Annotated in this window: 14 protein-coding genes; all 14 read right to left on the bottom strand. The window is 42.5% G+C overall.

The annotated features are described in order from the left end of the window. Positions 1-13: 13 nt before the first annotated feature. The 14 genes from I2I13_RS09630 to I2I13_RS09695 all read right to left on the bottom strand — a co-directional run bounded on the left by I2I13_RS09630 (position 14) and on the right by I2I13_RS09695 (position 25147). Positions 14-1615 carry a hypothetical protein gene (locus I2I13_RS09630; RefSeq protein WP_004302514.1) on the bottom strand — a complete coding sequence of 534 codons (1602 nt, stop codon included), beginning with the start codon at positions 1613-1615 and terminating at the stop codon, positions 14-16. An 88-nt stretch (positions 1616-1703) separates the two neighbouring features. Further along, positions 1704-3347: a SusE domain-containing protein gene (locus I2I13_RS09635; protein ID WP_195649345.1), complete on the bottom strand. Its 1644-nt coding sequence runs from the start codon at positions 3345-3347 to the stop codon at positions 1704-1706. 20 nt (positions 3348-3367) lie between these two features. Continuing rightward, positions 3368-5089, bottom strand: coding sequence for a RagB/SusD family nutrient uptake outer membrane protein (locus I2I13_RS09640; RefSeq protein WP_195649346.1), 1722 nt, complete (start codon positions 5087-5089; stop codon positions 3368-3370). 17 nt (positions 5090-5106) lie between these two features. Next, the gene (locus I2I13_RS09645) at positions 5107-8496 is read right to left on the bottom strand and encodes a TonB-dependent receptor (protein ID WP_195649347.1); all 3390 of its coding nucleotides are present in this window, start codon (positions 8494-8496) and stop codon (positions 5107-5109) included. A 56-nt stretch (positions 8497-8552) separates the two neighbouring features. After that, positions 8553-10109 (bottom strand): DUF4832 domain-containing protein, encoded by a 1557-nt coding sequence (locus tag I2I13_RS09650; RefSeq protein ID WP_195649348.1) that lies wholly within the window; start codon positions 10107-10109, stop codon positions 8553-8555. Between the two features lie 148 nt (positions 10110-10257). Beyond that, complete coding sequence (locus tag I2I13_RS09655) at positions 10258-11184, bottom strand: FecR family protein (RefSeq protein WP_195649349.1); 927 nt, start codon at positions 11182-11184, stop codon at positions 10258-10260. Positions 11185-11329: 145 nt separating this feature from the next. Beyond that, complete coding sequence (locus tag I2I13_RS09660) at positions 11330-11872, bottom strand: RNA polymerase sigma factor (RefSeq protein WP_195649350.1); 543 nt, start codon at positions 11870-11872, stop codon at positions 11330-11332. 498 nt (positions 11873-12370) lie between these two features. Next, entirely contained in the window at positions 12371-13483 is a 1113-nt protein-coding gene (locus tag I2I13_RS09665; RefSeq protein WP_195649351.1) for a glycoside hydrolase family 105 protein, read from the bottom strand. Positions 13484-13498: 15 nt separating this feature from the next. Beyond that, positions 13499-15709: a glycoside hydrolase family 3 N-terminal domain-containing protein gene (locus tag I2I13_RS09670; RefSeq protein ID WP_195649404.1), complete on the bottom strand. Its 2211-nt coding sequence runs from the start codon at positions 15707-15709 to the stop codon at positions 13499-13501. Positions 15710-15724: 15 nt separating this feature from the next. Further along, complete coding sequence (locus I2I13_RS09675; protein WP_229128605.1) at positions 15725-16489, bottom strand: hypothetical protein; 765 nt, start codon at positions 16487-16489, stop codon at positions 15725-15727. Between the two features lie 7 nt (positions 16490-16496). After that, the gene (locus I2I13_RS09680) at positions 16497-19226 is read right to left on the bottom strand and encodes a sugar-binding domain-containing protein (protein WP_195649352.1); all 2730 of its coding nucleotides are present in this window, start codon (positions 19224-19226) and stop codon (positions 16497-16499) included. Between the two features lie 101 nt (positions 19227-19327). Continuing rightward, positions 19328-21121, bottom strand: coding sequence for a glycoside hydrolase family 2 protein (locus I2I13_RS09685; RefSeq protein WP_195649353.1), 1794 nt, complete (start codon positions 21119-21121; stop codon positions 19328-19330). A 160-nt stretch (positions 21122-21281) separates the two neighbouring features. Next, complete coding sequence (locus I2I13_RS09690) at positions 21282-23339, bottom strand: alpha-galactosidase (RefSeq protein ID WP_195649354.1); 2058 nt, start codon at positions 23337-23339, stop codon at positions 21282-21284. 254 nt (positions 23340-23593) lie between these two features. Continuing rightward, positions 23594-25147: a DUF4832 domain-containing protein gene (locus I2I13_RS09695; RefSeq protein ID WP_229128606.1), complete on the bottom strand. Its 1554-nt coding sequence runs from the start codon at positions 25145-25147 to the stop codon at positions 23594-23596.

Here is a 25147-nt window from a genome sequence, read left to right on the forward strand (position 1 = left end):
ACAGCGTTTTTAATTATTGAATAGTTATATCACCCACTTTCACCCAACCTTTGGAGGTTTGATACTCATCGCGGGCTGAAATTAAGATACCAATGGCATTCTCTTTGGTAGTATCTACCAATCCTACTGCCCAAATGTAATTCCCTGCGGCTACATCAGTGAGTTTGATATTAGTAGTGTAAGTCTTGGGAGCTCCCTTCATCCAAGTGGCAATGTTTGCTTTGTCTTCTATATAGATGCGGACGGGCTCCTCTGTATTCTTATCGAGCAGAGCGATAGCAAGTTTGTACTTGTCACCATACTGCGGCAAATTGGTAGGACAGTAACCCCAACCCAAGTTCGACCAGCGGTGAGTAAGTGATACACTACTGCCACTACGAGCTATAGTAGGAATAGACAGACGGTCGGGATAGAGACGGTAACCACCTTCGGCAATAAACTCCTTCACCAAATGGAAAGCTGTATTGAACCAAGAATGAGTTTCACCTTTGTTCACGTTGGTATCAAAGCGGAGGTCCATCATGTTGACATAACCACCCTTGGCTTCATCATATTCTCCCTGGCGCACCTCGGCAAAATTCTTGTAACCATCGCCGGCAATAGAACCACCGTGTGATGATTCTACCCAACCACCTTCCATAGTAATAGGTACGATACCATGATAGGTAGTACTGATGCCACGCTCCCAATCCTTATAATATTGCTTCATGCCGAAAGCATCGTGACGCAAACAGAAGCCTTTAGCTACGGCACGTTTCACCATATCGGCAGCTACATCGGTATCGGTATCACTAAACTCTTTGCCACTAAGCAAACAGCGATGATAATTAATCATGATAGGCACTTTAGTGAAAAGGCGTGACATTACGTCTGTAATCCATTCAAATACTGCTTGTCTAGGAGCTTCATCACCTGTAGAGTATTTCAGGGTGTGAGTCTCGCCCCATTTGCCTAATCCAAAACCACTCACAAATTGAGTGACATCAGGATCATTGTATTTGGCTGCAAAAGCAGTAAGGAACTCTTCATACTCCCTCTGGAAAATGGGATCGTCCGGATAAGGTGTCCATACGTTTACACTACCGGTAGTAGTGGTAAATCCTTCAGCACCGGCCTCTTTTACATAATCGGGACAGGCATCTTCATGTTTGTCACGACTATCACACACAAAGGTAAAGGCGAGCTTCAAGTTTCGTTCTTTAGCTCCTTCCACCAGCATACGAAAACGCTTGGCAGGTTCGGTCTGTACACTTTCATCCCATACATATTTGCCTTTTTCAGGATTAAAGTTACTCCAAAGACCACGTACGTAGAGCGTATTGCCATAGTCAGATACCTTCACAGTACCTTCTGACGACTCGAAGTTATCATAAAGATCCCAGAAATCCATCATCATACCACTTCCAATACCCGCGTAAATGACCCATCCACTCATAGGGTTACGCTGCAGTTGGTAGCGTTCGGGCATGATATTGACGGTCGTGTTGCCTTCAATGTTCCAACTATAATCGGTTATAGGGGCATCATCGTCTGAACAAGCAGTGCCAATGAAAGGCGTAGTAGCCAGCAGACACATCGACAAGGTCTTGATGCTGTTTTTTATTATTTTGTTCATAAAATATATCTCGTTTATTGTTATCATTTAAAGGTAGAATAAGAAGTGAAGTGATAAAAGCTCCACCTCTTATTCTTTCATTTTGGATTTATTTAATATCAAAGAGTACAGTGTTGTTCTCCAGGTCCACTACCACATAGTTACAGCCCTCCGGGATGAGGAAATAAGCATAGCGGTTATTGCCCTGACCTGTTACGGCTCCTTCTATCTTACCTGCTGTTACTGTAGTGTATCCATTGTAGCTATTACGAACAGCATCAGCAGTAGAACCAACGAACCATCCGTTATTAGCATATCGCAGCGTGCTGAAGTTCACCCAACCGGCATTTGTCTTCCCATAATTATCCTTATATTCATTACGTGGCAATACATCACCTTTATAAACGAATACTTTTGGATTGGCAACACTCTGAATAAGGTTATACTTCACTTGACAGTACTTGAAGCTTTTTCCGGTTTCTTCATCAATACCCGAATCGTAAGCAAAACTATTGAAACCACCATACATGTGCAGTACATTGACTTCCTGACTCCATGGGTTTTTCCCCAGTTCGGTATTGTTGAACGATACGGTGAGTGGTTTCAGATCGGTAGCGGTCGAATAGATGGTAATAGATTTCTCCTCCTTATTCAATACAATGCGGTAAGTTCCATCGGCCGGAATTGTCCAATATTGTTTATCCACTTTGCTAATGAGTACTTGTCCGAATGTTGACAATTGACCATCTTCGATGTCATGACTATCAGCTATTTCCGGTACAATGGCCATCGCTTGTTCACCTTCGAAGGTGAGCGGGATGTAAAGGTTACCAGCTTTCAGTGCACCACGCCAAGCATAGATCTGGTCATTTTCGAGGGCTTGAGCCATCTCAATCTGTTCCCCACCTACGGCACTACCAGCCAGGAATATCTGGTCGGCTTCAACTACAGCACCAGCTTCTACTATCTTCACCGTCTGTTTACTCATATTCACAGTGATACGATAGGTAGCTGCAGATGGAATTACCCACGAATTGGCTTCAGCGCGATCGGATATGACGCCTGCCATTTCACCTGTGGTGATGGGGGCATCGGCGGTTTCCGGGCCAATGGCATTCAATTCGTCGGCATAGTCAACGGGGAAGTTTATCTTACCGGCAACCAAAGCTCCTTCGTAACTATAAATTCTGTTTGTCTCGTCTTTCAACGTCATCTTAATATTATCATCGCCTACGGCAGTACCTCCCACATAAAGGTTATCAGCTTTATACTGTTTGGGGCCATAAGTTTTGAACTTCACCGTTGCAGTAGCAATATCGGGCACCATAAGACGGGGACCTTCAAAGTTGGCTGTAACAGTAAAAAGAACTTCGCCAATGGTACTGGTGGTAAGACCGAAGTAATCGACCAATATATCCTGCATCTCTTTGTTGGTGTACGAGCGAAGAAATTCACCATCATCATCAAATTCCTTGATATTTGCAACATCGCTACCGATAAGCTGCATCTCGTATTTATAAGTTGTGATATAATCTTCACCAAAATTGTGAGCGGTGCTCCACTTCAGCGTAAAAGCTGTCTCGTTGGGTTTACTTTCATCGAGCTTAATATATTCGCCCGAAGGAGTCAACTCAATCTCCGACTGGTTGCGTGAGGCAGTATTGTCTATCTCCTCTTCGCACGAGGTGGCAAGCATGCTCATCATTCCCACAGCCACCATTCCAAGGTTTCTATATAAATGCATTGTTTTCATGTTCGTAATAGTTTATAGGATTAATAACCCGGATTGTTGGGTAACAAGTTGGGACACAACTCCACATCATGTGTAGGCAGCGGCCACAAATATTCGCGTTCGGGGAAGATGCGTTTAGCACCCTGCGAACAATAACCGGCATTAAAGAGAGCTGCAAAGTCTGCTAAACCATCTTCGTCGATTTGCGGAGTCATTCCCCAGAACCAGAGGTTCTTGTTCACGATATTGTTCAGCAATTCTGTGGGGTCGATAAGCATGATGTAATTGTAACCATTCAATGCTTTTCCTGCCAATTTCCAGCGCATCAAGTCTTGCAGGCGTTGGTTCTCCATGGCAAACTCCATGCGGCGCTCTATACGCAGGGCACGTCGCAGTTCGGTTTGGTTGGTAGTGGTCACGGCAGGATAACTATCAGTAGCTGTTACATTCACACCATAAGCACGAGCACGTACCATATTAATGGCTTTCAGCACGCTGTCGTCAATCAGGTTCTGTTCTATCATGGCTTCAGCATAAATCAACAGTACGTCAGCATAGCGCATTATGATATAGTCTTGTTCTACCTTTTGGTCTACTGTCCACGTAGCATCAATACCTTTCTTCCACAACAATCCTGTATATGAACTATATTGATTCACGATACGGGTATCTTGGTTGCTTTGTGTCTTACCTGTGGTATAGTTCATTACAGTTTTAGCTGCAGGACTGGGGTCGTATTCGAAACCACAGTGCTCGGTATTGAATTCAACGATGGTCATTGTACAACGCGGGTCACGGTTCTTGAAAGGCTTGCGAGGATCAAACAACGGTGATTCGTCAATAGGTAGCCCGTCAGTACAGAGATATGAAGCCAAGAGGTCCCATGAGGGATTGTATGAGCCATATCCTCCGGCATTACGGGGAAGGCCGTTCTTCACAATCCAGGAATCGAGCATCACTTCGTTTTCAATAGAGCGAGGTATCACGAACACTTTCTCGTCGTTTAGTTTGGTGCTCTGCTTGAAAAGTTTAGCATAGTCAGGTTCCAAAGAATAGAGTTTAAGATCCATACAAGCTTTGGCGGCTTGTGCAGCTATCTCATAATCACCCATATAGAGGGCAAAACGCGCTTTCATAGCCAGGGCTGCTCCTTTGGTAGGATGGATATTTTCGTCTTTTCCATAGCTTTCAGGCAAACCGGCAATGGCTTTATCGAAATCAGCATACACCAAAGGAATCACTTCCGCTTTAGGTCTGCGACCACGTTGCAAAGCTTCGGAAATGGTTATAGTCTCTTCCTGATAGGGCACATCACCATAAAAGAAGATCAGTTCAGCATATTTACAGGCACGACAGAAATAAGCCTCACCGGCATAACGATTGTAAACTTCCTCTGTCACAGCACCCTTTGACTTATGAATATTTTCGAGCATTGTGTTGGTGCGGGCAATAAGTTTGAATGATTGCTGCCACAAAGCATATACTTCATACTGCTGGCCGTTCAGGGTTCCATCAAGCACAGTTCCACCACTTCCAGGGTTACGATTCGTCTGACGATAGGTTGTGTTGTCCGACCACTGTTCGGATGAGCTAAGAGGTTCTTGCCAATAACCTAAAATGTAGAAATCATTGGAAGCCAAACGCAATTCTGTTTCGGATGTGTACCAAGATTCTGTATTACCTTGCGATTTGGGTACCAAGTCCATGCTCTCGCAAGCAGCAAGACTCAGGCACATTCCGGCTAATAATATCTTTGTTTTCATATTCTATTCCTATTTATTTAAAAGTTAACTTGTATGCCCATTACTAAAGAAGTGGTAATAGGATAATCCGATGTACCCATTTCAGGATCCCAACCACTAGGGAAATTGCTCAAACAGAAAAGGTCACTACCGCTCACATAGAAGCGGGCACGGTTTATACCGGCTTTTTGTGTCCAACTCTTAGGCAGGGTATAGCCTAATGTGATATTCTTCAAACGGAAGTATGAACCGTTGAACATCCAGAAGCTAGAGGTAGCATAGTTATTGCTCTTCGACACATTTGAAAGGCGGGGATACTTGGCTGCTAAATTCTCTTCAGTAGTATTGAAAGGACTCCAATATTTACCCTCGAGAATGGCTGGTACGTTACCATAGTTATCACGCAAAGGTTGCACCATAGAAGTAGAGAGGTAAGAATTTTGCTTGCCGATGCCTTGGAAAGCAAGACTGAAATCAATGCCTTTGTACGAAGCGTTAAGGCTACCACCATACTGGAAACGAGGCAGTGAGTTACCCAAAGGTACACGGTCGTATTCGGGACTGATTACGCCATCGGGCACACCATCGGGACCACTGATGTCGCGATACTTCAAGTCACCTACTGTAACGGTAGTACTAGTGCGAGCCGAGTTGTTCACTTCTTCTTGAGTTTGATAGATGCCCTCGCACACATAACCATAGAATTCATTGAAGAGCACGCCGGCACGTTTAATCTTACCACCGCTGATTTGCTCACCATCATTCATATAATCAATCTTCGAAAGGAAGTCGGAGAAATTCACATTTATACCATACTTAAAATCTCCTATCTGATCGTTCCATGCCACTTCAATATCATAACCATGAGTAGACATCTTACCTGCATTCGTACTAGGGTTGTTATATCCCATGAAGTAAGGGATTTCAATATTCAGCAACATGTCCTTGGTCTCTTTCCAATAGTAATCGAAATGAAACTGCAGACGGTTGTTCAAAAAATTGACATCCAGACCTAAGTCAGTACTGGTAGTCGTTTCCCAAGTAATATCTTCTACAGCCAACACAGCAGGACGAGCAGTTTTATCAGAAACTACACTTCCATCAGCCATATAGAAAAGTGAATTACCAAAACTCATCAAAGCAATGTAAGGGAAGTAGTTGCTGCCGATACGTTCGTTACCTAACATACCCCATGAACCACGCAACTTCAAGAATGAAAGCCAATCCCATTTGAGGTTCTTCATGAACTTCTCTTCACTCGCTACCCAACCAGCTGAAAATGAGGGGAAAGTCCCCCAACGATAACCTTTGGCAAAACGTGAACTACCATCGTGACGCACGTTAGCCTGGAACAGGTAACGATCGGCATACGAATAAATAACACGGCCAAAAACAGAGTTTGAAGTATACTCTGAACCTGTACCGCTATTGGTTTGGAAATCTTCCGAACCGATATTGAGGTAAGGATAACCGGTCAGTTCATATTTATCGCGCGCAGCACCGAGACTTTCGCTCTTCATATAGTAGTTTTCGAAACCGGCCATTACTGTGAGATTATGACTGCCAAAGGTTCCCATATAGTTAGCAATTGCCTGGCTAGTGACATTATAATCATCGTTACGAGTTTCTGTGAGCGAATTGGTAGTCCAAGTGCTCCCGGAGTCGAAATAACCACCAAAGGTTTCGGGATCATCGGGCAAGGTGTATCCACATGAGTTTTTAAACGCTTTCTTCTTTTGATAGTTGATAAAAGGAGATACGATACCCGAGATGCTTAGTCCCTTGATAGGCTTGAAGGTTAGCGAACCTTTACCTGCCACCTGCGTACTGTGAGCTACCGAATTACCACCGGCTACAAGCAATCCATAAGGATTTGCACCACTCTTACCCGAAGCTAAACGACCATCATCCCAGGTTGCGGGGTAAATGGCGGGCATTTTACGCATGGTATCAAAAGGGTCATAGTTTGTGGCAGTACTCTTAGCATGACGGATATTTACGTCTATTTGAGCACTAAGTTTATCATTGATATTAAAGTCGTTGTTCGAACGGAACATGTAGCGTTGGAAACCACGACCGTCATAAAGACCGTCTACTTCGTCATACGAAAGGGTAGCTACCGACTTTACCGCTTTGTTACCGCCTGATACAGAGAGAGTATGAGTCATACGGGGAGCACTTGACTTCAAAATCAGATCAGTCCAATCGGTAATGGGGTAGTTGTTCGGATCAGTAGCATTATACTTCACCCAATTCTTGGTTTTGTCAGCCGTATATTCTTGGAAAAAACCACCAGTAGGGTTATCGTTGTATTTCAACTCGTTGCTCATCTCCAAGTAGCGAGTGACTCCCACCATACTAGGTTGTTTGGTAGGAATTTCCCAACCAAATTCAGCATTATATTTCAGATTGATTTTACCGGTATCGTTACCACGCTTGGTAGTAACTAAGATAACACCAGCAGCAGCTTTCGAACCATAGATACTGGCAGCCGCAGCATCTTTCAATACTGATATGCTCTCTACATCATTAGAATTCACATAGTCGAGCGAACTCTGCACACCGTCTACAATCACTAACGGGCTCGATTCACCCATAGTGGTAATACCACGCACACGAATAGAGGCGGCTCCTGCACCGGGAGCAGAGCTATTACGCGTCACCATCACACCCGAGAGTGAACCTTGCAATGCATTGGAAAGCATGGCTGTACGCTTGTTCACCAGTTCTTCTCCCTTCACGGCTGCCACCGCACCGGTAAGGTCTTTCTTCTTTACCACACCGTAACCGATAACAACTACTTCGTTGAGCGCTCTGCTAGCTTCTTCCATTACTATGGCATACATATTTTTGCTATCTATCCGCACGATTTTGTCCACAAAGCCCACATAGCTAATGAGTAATTCGCTACCCTCGGGAACGTCTATCTGAAACTTACCATCAAGGTCGGTGATAGTAGCTGCATCACTACCTTTCACACGAACCGTAGCACCAATCATCGGAAGATCAGTTGCATCGACTACCTGACCAGAGATGCGCTTCGCCTTTTTCACTTGAGTAGTAGCCTTTTTAGAAGGATTAGCAGTGATGGTTACTTGACGGTTCTGAATGGTATATTTCAAATCGGCTAGCCGACATACTTCCGTCAAAATAGCATCGATTGACTTTCCTTTCAACTCGATGTTCACTTTGTTGTTGAGACGATCTTTTACAGGTTGATCATAGACAAAAACATATTGGCTATGTTTTTCAATGTAGTCGAATACTTGTTTCACTGTCGAATCTTCGGTTTTAAGGATATACATCCCATTTACCTTTTCGAACGAAACAGTCGACGCGCTAGAATAAGCGGGCACAGACAGTAGTCCAGCCAAACAGAAAGCTTTTGCTAAGCTTACCACCGTAGTTGTGATTGTTTTTCGATTCATAATATAAGATTAATAATTAATATTTATTGCATAACGATTTATGAGTGATCTACCAGTTAGTCGTTGATTTTAAGTTTACCGACTTTGCACCATCCCTCAAATAGAAGATTCTTGTCGACCGCCATTTTCAAGCCCGGCTGGCATGCTTTGGTTGTATCAACCAAACCAATAAGCCAAGTGTAGTTTCCCTTTTGAAGTCCATCCAAATTGACAGTTGTGGTATAATGACCATCACGCCCTTGTACCCAAGTTGAGAGATCAGCCTCATCTGCAAGCTGTTTTTTCACAATGTTATGATTGTCATCCATCAAAGCGATGCAGACTTTATATTTTCCTTTCCATTGAGGAATATTGGTAGGACAGTATCCCCAACCTAGATTGCGCCAATTGTGTTGCACGCTCACACGCTCGCCTGAACGGGCTTTATTTACAAAACTTACCTCAGTGGGATAGAGCCGGTATCCTCCCTCACGTTCGAAACGCTTCACCAAATCGAAAGAGCTATTAAACCACGAGGCTACTTCATCACCAATGCGAAGATCCATCATATTGACATGGGCATTACGGCTTTCTTCGTACTCGCCCCAGCGCACATCTTCCGAATGCCCCTGGCGATACTTGCCACTAGGATCAATCCAGTAACGGTGGTGCGCTCCGGTAATCCATCCTCCCTCCATAATGATGGGCAAGCGAAAGCGGTAAGCACGGGCAAAATCTTTTTCCCACTGTTCGTAGTAACCAGTCATGCCAAAAGCGTCGTGACGAATGGTGTATCCTTTGGCAATGGCTCTTTCGAGCAATCTTTTACTATCAGGGTGTGGTTCTGCCCAGCTGATGGTATCCCCCACCAAACGATGGTAGTTTATCACCAATGGCACACGTTTGAAAGCTTTTGCATAGGTATCGGTAATCCACTCGAATACTTCTACTTTATTTGAGTAGTTATTATACTTCACGCCATGTGCTTCTCCCCATTTACCAAGCCCATAAGCATCAATAAAATCTACTTTATCGGGATCGTCAAAAGCAACAGCAAAGGCTTGAAGGAACTTTTCGTATTTCTGTTGAAACACAGCATCGTCAGGATAAGGCGACCATATTTGGGGATTATTAGGAGCTTGAAAACCTTTCGCACCGGCTTCCTTTACATAAAGAGGTGTGTTCTGTCCTTGGTCGCGGCTGTCTACATTGATACGGAAAGCCAGTCGCATACCACGTTCACGCACCGAAGCAAGCAATTTATAGATACGTGAGTCCGGATCGTTCCATACATAATCTCCCTCTTTACTCTCAAGCATATTCCAATTGATGCGAATGTAACATGTACCGGCGTAATCGCTCACGCGAACAGTGGAATCCCCACCATTTACGGGCATAGCATCATAATCGTGAGTTTGCCAAAAGTTTTCATCCCATGCACGTCCCAAATACATCACCCAACCTGTTAGGGGATTTTTGAGTACAGAAGTAGTATCAGGCTCGAAACAGACTGTTTGATCAAGCATCTTCACACCTTTAGTTATAGCTGATTTTGTATGTACAGAAGTCCATCTGCAGAGTGCTGGAACCGATATAAAAAGCATAAATGTGCATAACAAAGTGTATCTTCTCATCTTTCTCAATAGTATTAATGAGGTACAACATCTCCTTTCGAAAAAGGGGTGTAAATCTCCTCTGCCTTGCTATGAAGGCATTATAAATTGGTTAATAATAAGTTCCTATGTAATTATTTAATCCGGGAAAAACCGATAAAAAAAGCAGTTATTCCTTCACTAAGTAGATCGTATCACCATGAATTTCCATACGAGTTTGGGTCATGGTTTCAATGGCATGTAAGGTTTCATTCACATGATCACTAAGCACTAACCTGCCGTAAAATCTATCTGCCGACATCCCGTCGTCAAACATAATTGTCACCCCATAATAATGGCTGAGTCGTTGAGCCACGGACTCTACACTTTCGCCATCAAGGTTAATCATACCCTGCATCCAGCAAGTGTATTCATCAGTATTCACTGTTCGTTTTTCGGCGAAACTCCCCTCTTGCAAATTCACCAATTCATTTGGTTTCATACGAACCCGATCATTGTTTGCCGTTTTCAATTCTACCGATCCTTGAACCAATACCACTTGCGAATCCGAAGCATCGTAATTGTTCACATTAAACTTTGTTCCGAGTACCTTCACCCTAAAATTATCCGAATAAACCAAAAATGGATGTTCTGCATCGTGTGCCACATCAAAGTAGGCTTCACCCTTCACGTATATCTCACGGCAATCGCCCTCAAAACGTTTGGGATAACGAACAATAGTACGGGAATTGGCTATAATCTTAGTGCCGTCAGCTAACATCAACGTCATTTTTTCACCAGTAGGCACTTCCACCTCCTCATCGTATACATCAGCCATTAATTCCATAACTTCCGCACGGGGTAAACCGTCCATTGCATCCTCTGCAACTATATATCTAACACCTATTAAAAGAAGCAACATAGCAGCCGTCGAGGCAACATACATCAAAATGCGTCGCCGTTTGCGTTTACGTTCTTGTTGATGTATTTTCAGGAAAGCCTTTTTCTTAATAGCAGAAATATCTATCTCTACCGGAGTACTATGCTCCATAAACGACTTCAACTTGAGGTCACCCGGCAAATCCCCATATGTATAATCATTAATATCTTTATCCATTTTCAATTCTTTTTATCCTTTCAAAATCTTTTCCCTTTTACAATCTTTACCTTAGAAGTTCCTTTCTACTTATAAAGACGCAGAGGTTAGATTTATCTATAGGTTTAAATTCAACTTTTTTCTTTCAGGGCTCTTTTTTTTCAAATCACCCATTCACAAGTTTCTTTTTCAAGGCATTCATAGCATATCCTATATGATAATTCACAGTAGGAAGCGAAATTTGCAACATATGCGCAATCTCTGCATAAGGTATTTGTTCTAGTTTTGCCAAAAAGAATACGTGCTTACATTTAGGCGGTAAACTTTTAATCGCTTCATTCAAACATTGCATTTCTTCACGTGAAAGCATGTCGTCCATTGGACTCTGCATATCAGGGAAAGAGAAATCTTGGAGTTCCTCAAAAGATATTTCTTGATTACTTTTGATCTCTTTCCGTAAATAAGAAATTGATTTTCGATAAACAATCGTATTCAACCAGCTCGACATGCTAACAATTTCCAAAAGTGTCCTACGTAGTCTCCACACTTCAAGGAAGACATCACTCACCACCTCTTCAGCCATTTCTTTCTTACTAAGAATACCAAAGGCATGATAGTATAGTCTTCTCGAGTATCGATTCATGAAACTATTAAAGGCCAGTTCATCCCCTTTCGATATCAACAAAAGTTCTCTTTCCAGGTCTTCCATTTAAGATATATTAGATTACTACTTTATATATTGACACCTAAACTTCATGTATTATATAGGTATCGTTATACTAAATTAACATTTTCAATCGATTAATGCACATTTTAAAACGACTTATCTTTCAACAAATATTAAAATTAATGTGGAGTTACCTGACCATTCCCTAAAAAGCTTATTTCATCAAGATTCTATCCATTAAGCTATCGCGATATTTTTTCAATTACACAGGTATGATGAAATAAATTCATGCATGCCGCAAATGTATTGAAAATAAGGAAACACAGAAATATTTATGCCACGAAAATATTCGTTTTACTGATTATTTCTAATTTTAGTATGTTTTCTATGAGATTATTCTTTTCCAACAATAAGAAGAACCATATCAACACTCAAAAACAGGGTTTGATATGGTTCTTCTATACTCAATAATTACAATCTGAACTTTATAGAGTGGGTATTTTCAGTTTTGATACAATTTCCTTTTTATATAGAAATAAATCATTTCGCCATCTTGTAAATTTCATTACCTGCCATCAAGAAAGCACCTACTCCATAAACCTCCGTCATGTCACGGGTTACTTTCTTTGGATCAGCACCAATTTGCTGCACATAACCTAACTTTCCATTGGGTTCCACTGCTGAAATAAGAGCTTTCCATCCTTTTATCATCACTGGAAGATAAGTTTCTCTATCCAATAGCCCTTCATTAATACCATAAGCAATAGCATAAACTATAAATGTTGTACAACTTGTCTCCGGTGAAGGATAAGAAGCAGGATCTAACAAACTTGCATGCCAAAAGCCATCAGGATGTTGCAGCCCCCCAACTCGTGTAGCCAGTTTCACAAACAATTCCTCATAAAATTTACGGTTCTTATCCTTCTTAGGAAGCTCTTTCAGTATTTCAACTAAACCACCAAGTACCCAGCCGTTACCACGCCCCCAAAAGACTTTCTTCCCATTGGCCTCGCGTTTCCCAAAATACCGCCAGTCACGATAAAACAGGTTTTCCTCTTTGTCGAACAGATAATCATAAGTCGCTTTATACTCGCGATTCATAAACTTGATATACTTCTTATCACCAGTCAACATATACAGCTTGGCATATACAGGAGGAGCCATAAAGAGGGCATCGCACCAAGTCCAGCGTTCCAAAGTCTTCAAGTCGCCATCCACCAATTTGAAACTACCATTAGATGGATGATCAATAATCCATTCCGTGCGAGCCAGCGTAGGGATAATCATTGATTCATTTTTGTATTTGCGATATAGATCCAAAAAAGACTGTGATACAGCAACGTCATCAGCATGATAAAACCGTTTATCCGGCTGCCAGCAATTCCGGCGGCCAATATGAGTCAGCCATTTATAATAACTGTCATCATTGTCTTCTTTTTCGGCCAATTCAGCCCAATCGATCATGCCGACATAAAGAGCACCTTGCGGCCAGTTCAGGTCTTCATGCTCAGGGGCAGGATGTGGATTGGCAATCTGCCAATCTGCAACCTTTCGCATGATAGATTTGATCTCTGCTTTTTGAAAAGGAACTTCTGCTGCCATTATCAAAGCAACACATATCAGAGAAGTTCCCAATAAAAAAAATTTCTTCATTATATATTCATTAGTTTATGATTCAGTAGCTACTTCTACCTTTACTTTCTTATCCTTCACTTGTATGTAATATGTACCCGATTCAAAAAAACGTCTGCCATCTCCATCCACAAAACCCAGATCGTGCAACAAATCCACTTCGAACTTGAATATTCCAGTCTCACCTGCCTTCAGCATTCGCTTCTCAAAGTATTTCAATTCTTTCACCGGACGAGTAATTGTAGAATAAGGATCCGTAATGAACCAATGAACAGTCTCCATACCGTCTCTATCACCAGTATTGGTCACTAGTACTTCTACAGTTAGCTTATCTCCCGGACATAGTTGAGTAGCAGAGGCTTTGAGATCACCATACTCAAAGGTAGTGTAACTCAATCCATGCCCAAACTCATAAAGCGGTTCAATTGTAACATCCTGATATTTGCCTTGGTGAGGACGGGCACTCTGACGCCGATTATAATAAATAGGAATCTGCCCAGCAGTATAAGGGAAAGTAATAGGCAACTTACCGGAAGGATTGATTCTCCCCATAAGAATACCCGCAAGCGGTCTACCGCCAGCAATGCCCGGTTGCCAGATTTCGATAATAGCATCGCAAACCGGATCCAGACGGCAGAGTTCCAAAGGACGTCCGCTCGACAGAAGCAGTACAATCGGTTTGCCTGTCTTCTTCAGCTCCATGGCCAACTTTTCCTGTATTTTCGGCAAGGCAATAGAGGCACGCGAAGCATTCTCTCCGCTCCAGTTCCGCTTTTCACCTAAACAGAGCAGGATTACATCCGCCTCCTTTGCCGTAGCGACAGCTTCGGCAAAGCCGGATTCATCATTGCCTTCAAATTCACATCCTTTGGCATACAGCAATTGCGATTTATCCTTTAATTCTAATTCTAGTCCATCATAAATTCCTATCACATCACCATCTTTACCGTGAGCCGTCCAAGACCCCAATAAGTTCCAGCGATTTTTACCCAAGGGGCCAATCACCGCAACCCTCGTATCCACCGGCAATGGCAACCGATTCTCCCTATTCTTGAGCAATACAAAAGACTCTTCTGCCAGTTTCTCCGCCAACCTTATGTCTTCCGGCTGTAAAAAGCGCTCTTTCTCTGTAGTCTCTCTGATATAAGGGTTTTCAAACAAACCCAATCTGAACTTCAGACGGAGTATACGGCGAACGGCATCATTCACCACCTCTACCGGCACCTTGCCTTCCTTCACCAATTCAATCAGGTATTTGTCATATCCACGAGACATCATGTCCATATCCACACCTGCCATTATTGCTTTTTCACTAGCTTCTTTCAGATTAGCGGCAGCTCCTTGAGAAATCAGCTGAACAACGGATCCCCAGTCTGAAACTACAAATCCGTCATAATTCCAACGACCTTTCAACACCTCTCGCATCGTATAATGATTGGCAGAGGCAGGTACACCACTGATATCGTGGAAGCCACTCATCAGGGTAGCAGCCCCCGCCTTTACTCCCATTTCATAGGGAAGCATGTAGGTATCCCAAAGAGTCTGCGAAGAGATTTCCGTGTACACATAGTCACGCCCCGCCTCCGAAGCTCCATAACCGATATAGTGCTTCAGGCAAGCAGCAATATGCTCTCCATCTGCCAAGTCATCGCCCTGATACCCTTTCACGGAAGCTACAGCAAAGACCCCGTTCGTATACGGATCTTCCCCATATCCCTCGGAAACACGTCCCCAACGAGGATCACGTGCCACATCAATCATCGGTGAAAACGTCCAATCCAATCCAGCCAGGCGTGCTTCTTTGGCAGCCATAGCACAAGCCTTCTCCACCAAAGCCGGATTCCACGAACAAGCCTGTGCAATGGAAATCGGATAAACCGTACGGAATCCATGAATCACATCATGCCCAAACAGGACAGGTATACCTAATCGAGATTCTTCCATCGCCTTTTTCTGTATATCGTTACGCAGACGGGGGCTGGTACTATAATAAAGAAGTGCACCGATTTCCGCCGGAATATTCTTCACTTCTTCACCAATGTTGTTCGCATTCGTATTCCGTCCCGCAACGTACTGACTTAGTTGAAGTACCTTCTCCTCCATTGTCATGCGCAAGAGTAAATCCTCCACACGCTTCTCTGTCGGAGCATTTGCATTCTTATATACAGGAGACTTTTCTTTCTTTGCTTCAAGTGTACAAAGCATTATACAAAGGCACAACCCGCACACTACAAACCTTTTTGTCATCATTACTTCTTTCATTTAATTAAATATGGCTTTATCAGACAAGCGCATAATGCGTTTGCCGTTACTTTTCAGTTCAAAAACGATCAAAGAGTTTGTTCCCTTTTGCAATATATCTGCCGGTAGTTGTATGGATTGCTGCGCATTCTGTTCCCAGTAAGAACCCGCATAATGCCCATTCACCCATACTTCCCCCATTCCCCAGCCAGAAACATCCAAATATGTTTCTGCAGGCGTCTCTACCGTAAATAATCCTTTATAGAAACAAGGGATACCACCGTTCGCCTGTGGAGTGAAAGTCAGTTCACCGACCGAACATTCACGTACCGCCAAAGGAATCATTTTCCAATTCTCGATTTCCGTGCCTGACAAAGTTATGCTGCCAAAAAGCCCTTTGGAGTTATCCAGTATCTCCGGTCCATAGGTAATACGACCGATATTTTCCGCATACAACTGCAAGGTGTGTTCACCTGCAGACATTTGTAGGGCGATTGTTTTTTTCTCTTCGGTTATCCATCCCTGCAACCTTCCGTCTACATACACAGAAGCATAGTCCCTTACATTTTCCAATGCTAACACGGGATTCTTCTCTCCTGCCGTGACCGTTGTTTCATAAAGAGCGTATCCAAACTCTATCCCCAATTCATTCATTGGCAACAATTCCTGTGCTTCCTGCACTTCTCCGTAAATTTGTTCCAAAGAAGCCGTCTCCGACATCTGTATTTCCTGTGCTGATACAGATGTCATAAATAACAGACCTAGAATTAAACTAAAACTTTTCATCCTTTCTCTATTTTCTTAAGAATGATTCTATAAATGATTCCTCTACCTTCACCTGCGGGCTGAAGCGATCACTCTTTACATAACGATCGATACTAACCAACAGCTGTTGAGTAGCGGGACGTTTCTCCATTTCTTTCTTCGTATCTAACGCCAATACCACTAGCTTTCCGTTTCCTACTTTAGCCTCAAAACCAATTCCCAATTTGTGGTTGGTCTCATAACTATCTATCACTTGAATAAACGGACGTAACTGGCGTGGTGCCTCGTCCATCTCAATTACTTTAGCATGTGCCAGGATATCCCACCACTGCCAATCGAGATGTTTTTCCGTGACGAAATCATCAAACATGCCCTTGTCTGTATGAATCAGACAACCCAATGTCATCGGTTTCCACTTGAACATGATAGGATTCCAGAAATGATTATGAAAATTAGAACTACGCCCTTTCACTTTGGCCGGCATCGGACATAAAACAACTTTCTTCCCTTCTTCAAGGAACCGTTTAGCCTTAGCATCAAAAACCGTTGTATAGAGAACATCTGCTGTAGATTGCATCAATTCTTTCAGGTCCCGGCGAGGATATACCCAAATGTCCCAGCTATTATTTATTGTATGATTAACTGACAAATGGACAGTCAACTTTTGAGGAGCAGCGATGCCATTTAGTGCATAACGAAATTCTCCTGCAGGAAAAACACCATTATTACCGATATTCTGTGTCTTTAGTTTTCCGCTTTTCAATACTTTTCCATCTTTATCTGTCACCCACCATTTAAACTTGGCATTTTTTAGAGTAGAAAGGCTATAATTATAGATTTCCGCTTTTCCCGTGAACACTTCGTCATTGTAATACGAACGTTGCGGAAAACGTAGCAAAGCAACAGTCGGCGCACAGAATTCCCTGAATTTCTCTGGCGTAATTAATCCTTTGGAATTCCAGAAAGGATCGAGAATACCAACAGGAGCATACCCCTGCCCTGTAAAATCATTAATTGACAAAAGTTGGAAACCTGACTTCAACCAGGTACGTAGCTGGGCTTCAATCACATCTTTATATTCAAGTACGGTTTGCGCACCGGAAACCTGATAGAAATCATCAGCCTGATCCAGCATCCCATGTGCCTCCAACGAGTCACGATACACTTCAAAATTACGCGCCTGCACAGGACCTGTAAAATTAGGTATTTCTTTAAAATTAGGATAGATGCAACGTTGTCCCGACTCATGGGAAATCACAGGTACATCAATACCTAATTCTTTATTTTTGTCCCAATCAGTATATGGTCTTCCTTCATAAATAGCCATATGCCCTTTAGTTGTCTGATGAGTAATATAGAATTGGTCGGACTTGACGCGGGTACGGGCTGTCGAACCGCTGTATAATCTGCGGCTGTCATTTGTCCGTCCATAATGAGTAAGTTCCTCAATAAAGTCAAAGTTTCCGGTAATCTCATTACCATTACAATAAAGTACAAAAGAAGGGTGATTGCCATACTCCTTCAGTATGGCTTTCTGCTCACGACGAAAGAAATTGTAACGGGCCTCATCCGGTTCAGCATCTTTTCCCCACATCGGCATTTCTACTTCCAGGTAAACTCCCAATTTATCAGCTACCCTGAAGGCAGCCGCAGGCGGACACCAGGAATGAAAACGCATGTGGTTCATTCCATAGTCCTTCAAAATAGTCAATACACGTTCCCAGGAAGCATCATCTACCGGGGCATACCCAGTTTTAGGAAATACAGCGTTCTCTACCGTACCGCGTAAATGTATCCGGTGACCGTTGAGATAAATTTTATCTTTATCCACCGCTATCTCACGCATACCAAAAATGGTGGATTTACAATGCTGATAGTTTTCATTATCGGCAGTCGTAGCCAACTTGCACTGCAAGGTATAAAGATTGGGGGTAAATTCATCCCACAACTGAATATTTTTCCCTAATGCAATCACATCTTCCACATAAAAAACAGAATCATTACCACTGACTGCCATCTCTTTATTCAAATCATACTGATTGCCGGAGATTGTAAAAGTAGCTTTCCCGGTAACCGGTTTATGAGTATGATTCAATATCTTCATTTTTACTTTCACCGAACAGTCTGCTACATTCGGATATAACTGCATATCTTCAATATATACAGGGTCTATAGCCATCAACTTCATTTCACCCAGTATGCCATTCCAGTTAATTTGCGTAAATTCGGAATGGGCATGATCCCATTTGTGCGTATCGTACTGATAACGATTATCAATACATACTGTAAAAAGGTGCGCCTTACCCGGTTTCACAAAATCCGTCAATTCATGATTGTGAGGTACACTGACATAATCAATCTTACTAACTTCCTTCGTGTCTACATAAATGGAACTTAACCAATGTGTCCGTTCAAAGTACATGAAAATACGTTTCCCTTTCCATTCTTCCGGAATAATGATTTCACGTTGATACCAAGCCGGCCCCATATACTCATACACACGTGTCAAACGATCGATATGGCGATAAGGAGATTTGTAACCTATCTTATAATCATCCGTGATCCCCGGCAATACAATTGATTCTTGCAAACGATGCATATAACGAACATCCAGCGAGCCACGCCGGAAATCCATCACATCTGTCTGAAATCCCCACTTACCGGATAAGTCTATCTCTTGCGTCTGCGCCTTCATCGGTAATAATTGAACTACCATCGCAAATGCAATAAAAGCTAATTCTATCAACTTGTTTCTCATATAAATATCTATTAATGGTCTTTTTCCAAATGTTGGTGAGCAATATGATAGCCAGTACCTGATAACACGACTAGTTACCAGCCGACATCATAACTAGTTTTCTACTCACCAGCTTTTGTTTTATAATAATCCTTCATCAAGTACCACGCTTTCTTGCGCATCCCCTGATCCGAGATTAAGCCTTTCCGATTCCAACCATCCTGATTGGTCGGATGGAAACGGAACGGAGAGCGGAAATCAAATAAAATCCAGGGTGATACGCCTCGAAGATTTGGTATATTATCAAACATACGGATGTTGTCTCTATAAAGCCGGGCCTGATATTCTTCACTCCATGAACTTGCCACATTCTCATCTCCCGACTGCCCGTATAATGCTTCGCCACCAAATTCGGATATAATCAGCGGTTTGTCCGGTATCACTTTCCAGGCAGCATTTTCCGGCTCAATTGGCCAAGGATGATACCAACCCATATATTTATTGACTGCCACAACATCCAACTGTGAAGTAAATGAATCTTCCATCACGAAACATTTTTTTTCACGGTTAAAGCGCACCAAGTCGAAAGCTGCTACATACAAACGGGTTGTATCCAATTTCTTACCTGTCTCCAAAAGTGAGGTAAGGAATTCATTCCTTTCTTTAGATGGCTGTGTCTCATTTGCAATCCCCCAATATCCGACAGCACACCTGTTCTGATCGCGTTTAATCATTTCCGTCAGCATCCTTTGAGCTTTCTTGCGAGTATTATTATCAATAAAATCAATTCCTTGCCAAATAGGTATTTCTTGCCAGAGGATAAAACCCATTTTTTCGGCCAACCGAACCGTGTATTCATTCTGCGGGTAGTGTGCAAGACGGATCATATTCACACCAAGTGCTTTCGCCTCATCAAGCAGCATAGCTGCATCAGCTTCGGAAAATGCACGTCCCATACGTTGGGGGATTTCTTCATGAAAAGAAATGCTGCACATGAATGCCGGCTTACCATTCAAATAAATATCTGTTCCTTTCACCGTGATATTGCGAAAACCGATCTGCTCTTTTACACAATCACCAGCAGAGGAAATTATTACTTCATAGAGTTTGGGATTCTCCGGTGACCAACGTTGTAACTTCTTCACGTTGAACTTTCCTTCTGCCTTTCCTTCTGCATCAGTCTGCATATCAATGCTTGTTTTCAGTTCTGGAATAGCAATGGTAATCTTCTCACCCGGCTTCTTATCTGAAAGATGTACTTTAGCAATAATCTGATTGGGAGATTCCTTATCCAATTGGATGAAATAATCTTCCAGATATGTTTGTGGAGTAGTAACCAATAATACATCACGTGTGACACCACCATAGTTCCACCAGTCAAATGACATGGCGGGAATGGCATCTTTTGTACGACGATTATTCACCTCAACCACAATGAAATTATCGCCTTCATTCAGCAGGTCTGTCACTTCTATCTGAAAAGGTGTAAATCCCCCTTCATGACTACCGATTTCCGTTCCATTCAGATAAACGCGGCAACGATAGCTGACAGCTCCAAAATAAAGGAACTGACGCTTATCCACCAACCGTTTAGCATCAAAATGGCGTGCATACCACACGGTTCCTTCGTAGTATTTAAGTTCCGGCATTTGTGAATTCCAATCTCCGGGAACATTCAACCGCAATCCTCCTTTAAAAGAATATTCATAGAAATCAGTGGCACCCTTAGGCCTTTGATTCCTATATACCTTCATTCCCCGCCCCTGGTCATATAAATCAATGATGGCATTCCATTTACCATTTAAGGAACGAATATCCCGGCCATATACATTAGTCATCAAATTTTGAGCTACCATATTCCCTGCAAAAAGAATAAATAGCAACATACATACGATTGTCTTTTTACTGATTTGCATTAATTTATCTGTTTATGAAGTTAACATTTATTTTCGTAGCTATTAGCTATTTGTACCCGACTTATTGGATCTATATGCCCAGCGTGTTGGATATATAGATCCAACGTGTTGAATATATATGCCCAATACGCTAGATCTATAGATACAGCGAACAGGATAACTATCTTATCTCATACCGATACATCATAAAGTCATTACTCTCTGGTAGAGAGACTTTGATGGCTCCTTTCCTATCCACAGTAGTTGCTATCCTCTTCCCATTCCCCAACACCGGAGTGCATACCACTTCAGCACCTTCAGGCAACCAGGTTTCTATCCATGTCTCCTCCCGGTCATTATTTTCCCTGTAAATAAGAAGATAACCATTCTTTGGCTGACAAATAGATTGAAATCCAGTCCAAGATCGACCTGAAGGTTCATCGCCAATTGGCAAAATGGTTCCTTGATGGAAATCATATTGCACAGTTTTGTACTTCTCGATTAAATCTTTAATGCCCAATGCTTCTTCCGGCAAGTTTGAAGCCTCAAACCAAGCCAATGGTTGCCCTGCCATAGTGGTTGCAAACAAATATTCGAAAGAATATCGACCAGGAGCAAATGGATCATCTCCGTATTTTTTGATATTTCTCCAGTTGTTCAAAAACTCAATTTGAAGTTTCTCTGCCGGAACATATTTAGACAGCATCCACAGATTACGAAGCGTCCAGTAAGGATAGTAATTCTGCCAATCCGTATAACGGTTCTCCAAAAAGATATTTCCATATTCATTGAACATATGATAACCTCCCCGCCGACTGGCCGTTACATCCAGATTGAACATGACTTTATTATCGGTTTGTGCCAAGACTTTATCGAACAGGTTGCGGAGATTAATCTCTGCCTTTTTGGTAGGAATAGTCAATCCGTCAATCTTAAAAATACGAATACCATATTCATGATACAAACCTATCAATGTTTCAGCATCTTTCTCCCAATCAGCAAAGTCATTCTGCACACTTGGGTTAAACCACAAGCCAATCTCAATACCTAGTTTTTTTCCTTTCTTTACGATAGGAACCAGCCCGTGAGGATACTTCACAGGGTCTGGTTTCCAATAGTCCTTGTTATCCCAAATATTATTAAAGGAACCTTTGGCCACCGCAGAGTTCGGACTTTTGCCCACCTGCCATCCATCATCTATCTGAAAATGAGTGATTCCCAATTTAGCTGCACGCTCTAACTCTTGCAGACAAAACGCCTCATTGACTTTAGTATCCTGACTACGGTCTCCCCAAGTATTCATCATAATCATTTCATCACGATCCCGAAAGTGACGGCGAATATTCTTCTGATAATTGCGAAGAGCTGTCAGTGCCTGCAATTCACCTTCACCATATACCCCTGTAACACAACTGTATGTTTTTGTCCATTCCTCTTTCTGAATATCCTTTTCGGTAATTCCTAGTCCTGTAACCATGAACTTTCCAAATTCTGCTATAAAATCAACGTTTTTATAGGCCAACTGAACACTCGAACAAGGAGATTCCTTCAGAAAGAAAAAGCCGTTACCGTCTTCTCCGTTTCGCACAAAAAGCAAATTTCCACGGTAATTATTCTTACGATAAGCAATAATATCTCTTTCAGCCAACAGATTATTATTCCAGTCCGTCACATCCCAAAACTCAACAGCTTTAGCATGCCAGTGCTGTCCTTTGAGATACAATTGGTCGAGAATAGCCGTAACGGATTTGGATTTCATGTCTTCAACGAACTCAATGTTTTTCCGGTCAGCCGCATTTTCTTCCCGTCCGCCCAAAAGACTGTTAACAGTCCCTCGCAGATAAGTGTCGCATGCTATAGCCGGACAACCGTCATATATGCGATAAATCCTTTGTATATCCAATCCTCCCAAAGAAAATGTTACTGTCGTCTTCAAGTAAGCCGGATGAATATCGGTCGCAGCAACCTTTTCTACACAATAAGCCCCGTTGGAAACTTTCCGGATATCCCTGGAAATAAAAAAGTCCGGTGCTTGCTTTACTGTAAAAGTTGTTTTCCGGTTTACCTTATCGCTCAAACTATAGGTGATAAGATTACCGTCATTCCAAATAAATTTTCGTTCGATACACTCATTTCCAATCGCTAATGTATCTCCCTTCAACTCGCTATAACAAGTCTCCCGTGCGTAGAGCGAATATATAGTAGAGGCAACAACCAAAGTTGCAAATAGTCTTTTCATGGTTCATTAAGTTATTAGTATTTCTTTAAGGCACGCGGGACGGACAAGTGCTCATGTGCCTCATTAAATAGATCAGTAACATATATAGTGAGGTATAACCAATAACAGAATAGTCATTAGTTTCTTCATGATATCATTCGTTGTTATTGTGTTTGAACTGAAGAAGCCGAAGAAAAGATACACTTATAGAAAGTGTAACTTTCTTCCATTGACTTCTTAAAAATTAAAGATGTAAGATTGACTATACGGATGAATTACCTCACGGTAACTTCTTGCAACTTAGCCCACCCGGCACTTAATAAGTTTTCCGGCACAGCCATTTCCAAGCCAATCGTATTATCCTTGGTCGTATCGACAAGTCCCACTGCCCAATAATAGTTTCCTGGGACTACCCCCTTGAGACACAAGTCAAAAGTGTATACCGCAGGAATGCCCTGCATCCATTTAGACAGGTCTGTCTGTTTGTCAACAAACACTTTCTGCACTCTGTTTTGACTGTCCATCAGTGCAAAAGCCACTTTATATTTCTGGTTCCACTGCGGGATATTGGTAGGGCAATATCCCCAGCCAAGGTTGTTCCAGCGATGTATAATCCGAAGTTTCTGATTCTTCACTACATCTGTAGGTACGGAAATCATATCCGGATAGAGGCGATAACCACCTTCCGAAATAAACTGCTGCACAAGCGGGAATGTATTGTGAAACCATGATTCCGTTTCACCTACACGGAAGTCCATCATATTGACACGCGCCTCTTTACTATCATCAAATTCTCCCTGACGCACATCTTCAGGGTGTCCTTTCCGATAATTGCGGGGGTCAACCCAAAAACTGTGGATTTTGCCTGTAATCCATCCGCCTTCCATTAGTATGGGGCGAACACCAAAATATTTCTTGGCAAAGTCACGTTCCCATTCACCATAATACAACCCCATACCGAAAGCGTCATGACGCAAAGAATATCCTTTTTCAACTACATCATCAAGCAGAAACTCACTGTCAAGGTCATACTTGTTATCATCCCAGTCCTTACCGGCACCTACAAAGCGGTGGTAATTGATGACAACCGGAACATTCTTGAATGCTTTCAGATACAGATCCGACAACCAGTCGAGTACAGGTTTCCGGGGCATTTCATCTCCCGTAGAATAAAGTGTAGTGTGATATTCGCCCCATTTACCTAAACCCGTTCCATCAATGAAGTCTACTTCCTCCGGATTGCCGAAATCTTTAGCCAGTGCCCAGACAAACTTTTCATAATATTTCTGGAAGATAGGATCATCGGGATAAGGTGACCATCTTCCTCTCCACACAAAACCCTTTGTACCGGCTTTCCGTACGAAATCGGGAGTAAAATCGTAACCTTTGTCACGACTGTCTACAACTACCCGGAAAGCAAGACGCATATTTCTTGCACGTGCTCCCTCAATCAACATTTTCAACATGGGATCCGTATTCCATCCGTAAACATTCTCTTTAGGATTCAATTTCTTCCAACTGGTACGGATATAAAGGGTATGGGCATAATCGGACACCTTTACCGTTCCCACACCGGGCACCTGCATATGGTCGCACTTCTCCCAGAAGTCTTCTTTCACACCGGGGGTAGCATAGAGCACCCATCCGGTCTGCGGATTGCGCAACAGGCGTTGCCTATCAGGTTCTATTCTTATGATCTTGTTATCCCTCGCTAAGTTTTCTTTCAAAGCACTGGCAGGCTTCCCATCACCCAAATTGGCGGCTTGAAGCGCCATCGAGCCAAGAAATATAGATACAAGAAATCCAACTTTCATTTTACCTTTCATCAT

Source organism: Bacteroides sp. D55t1_190419_B8 (assembly GCF_015558905.1).
Classification (GTDB): Bacteria; Bacteroidota; Bacteroidia; order Bacteroidales; family Bacteroidaceae; genus Bacteroides; species Bacteroides vicugnae.

Bases quoted from the DNA above. Each gene is read 5' to 3' on its own strand.
- I2I13_RS09650 (WP_195649348.1), bottom strand. From the start codon at position 10,109: ATGAGAAGATACACTTTGTTATGCACATTTATGCTTTTTATATCGGTT.
- I2I13_RS09675 (WP_229128605.1), bottom strand. From the start codon at position 16,489: ATGAAAAGTTTTAGTTTAATTCTAGGTCTGTTATTTATGACATCTGTA.
- I2I13_RS09655 (WP_195649349.1), bottom strand. From the start codon at position 11,184: ATGGATAAAGATATTAATGATTATACATATGGGGATTTGCCGGGTGAC.
- I2I13_RS09660 (WP_195649350.1), bottom strand. From the start codon at position 11,872: ATGGAAGACCTGGAAAGAGAACTTTTGTTGATATCGAAAGGGGATGAA.
- I2I13_RS09670 (WP_195649404.1), bottom strand. From the start codon at position 15,709: ATGACAAAAAGGTTTGTAGTGTGCGGGTTGTGCCTTTGTATAATGCTT.
- I2I13_RS09665 (WP_195649351.1), bottom strand. From the start codon at position 13,483: ATGAAGAAATTTTTTTTATTGGGAACTTCTCTGATATGTGTTGCTTTG.
- I2I13_RS09635 (WP_195649345.1), bottom strand. From the start codon at position 3,347: ATGAAAACAATGCATTTATATAGAAACCTTGGAATGGTGGCTGTGGGA.
- I2I13_RS09690 (WP_195649354.1), bottom strand. From the start codon at position 23,339: ATGAAAAGACTATTTGCAACTTTGGTTGTTGCCTCTACTATATATTCG.
- I2I13_RS09685 (WP_195649353.1), bottom strand. From the start codon at position 21,121: ATGCAAATCAGTAAAAAGACAATCGTATGTATGTTGCTATTTATTCTT.
- I2I13_RS09680 (WP_195649352.1), bottom strand. From the start codon at position 19,226: ATGAGAAACAAGTTGATAGAATTAGCTTTTATTGCATTTGCGATGGTA.
- I2I13_RS09645 (WP_195649347.1), bottom strand. From the start codon at position 8,496: ATGAATCGAAAAACAATCACAACTACGGTGGTAAGCTTAGCAAAAGCT.
- I2I13_RS09630 (WP_004302514.1), bottom strand. From the start codon at position 1,615: ATGAACAAAATAATAAAAAACAGCATCAAGACCTTGTCGATGTGTCTG.
- I2I13_RS09640 (WP_195649346.1), bottom strand. From the start codon at position 5,089: ATGAAAACAAAGATATTATTAGCCGGAATGTGCCTGAGTCTTGCTGCT.
- I2I13_RS09695 (WP_229128606.1), bottom strand. From the start codon at position 25,147: ATGATGAAAGGTAAAATGAAAGTTGGATTTCTTGTATCTATATTTCTT.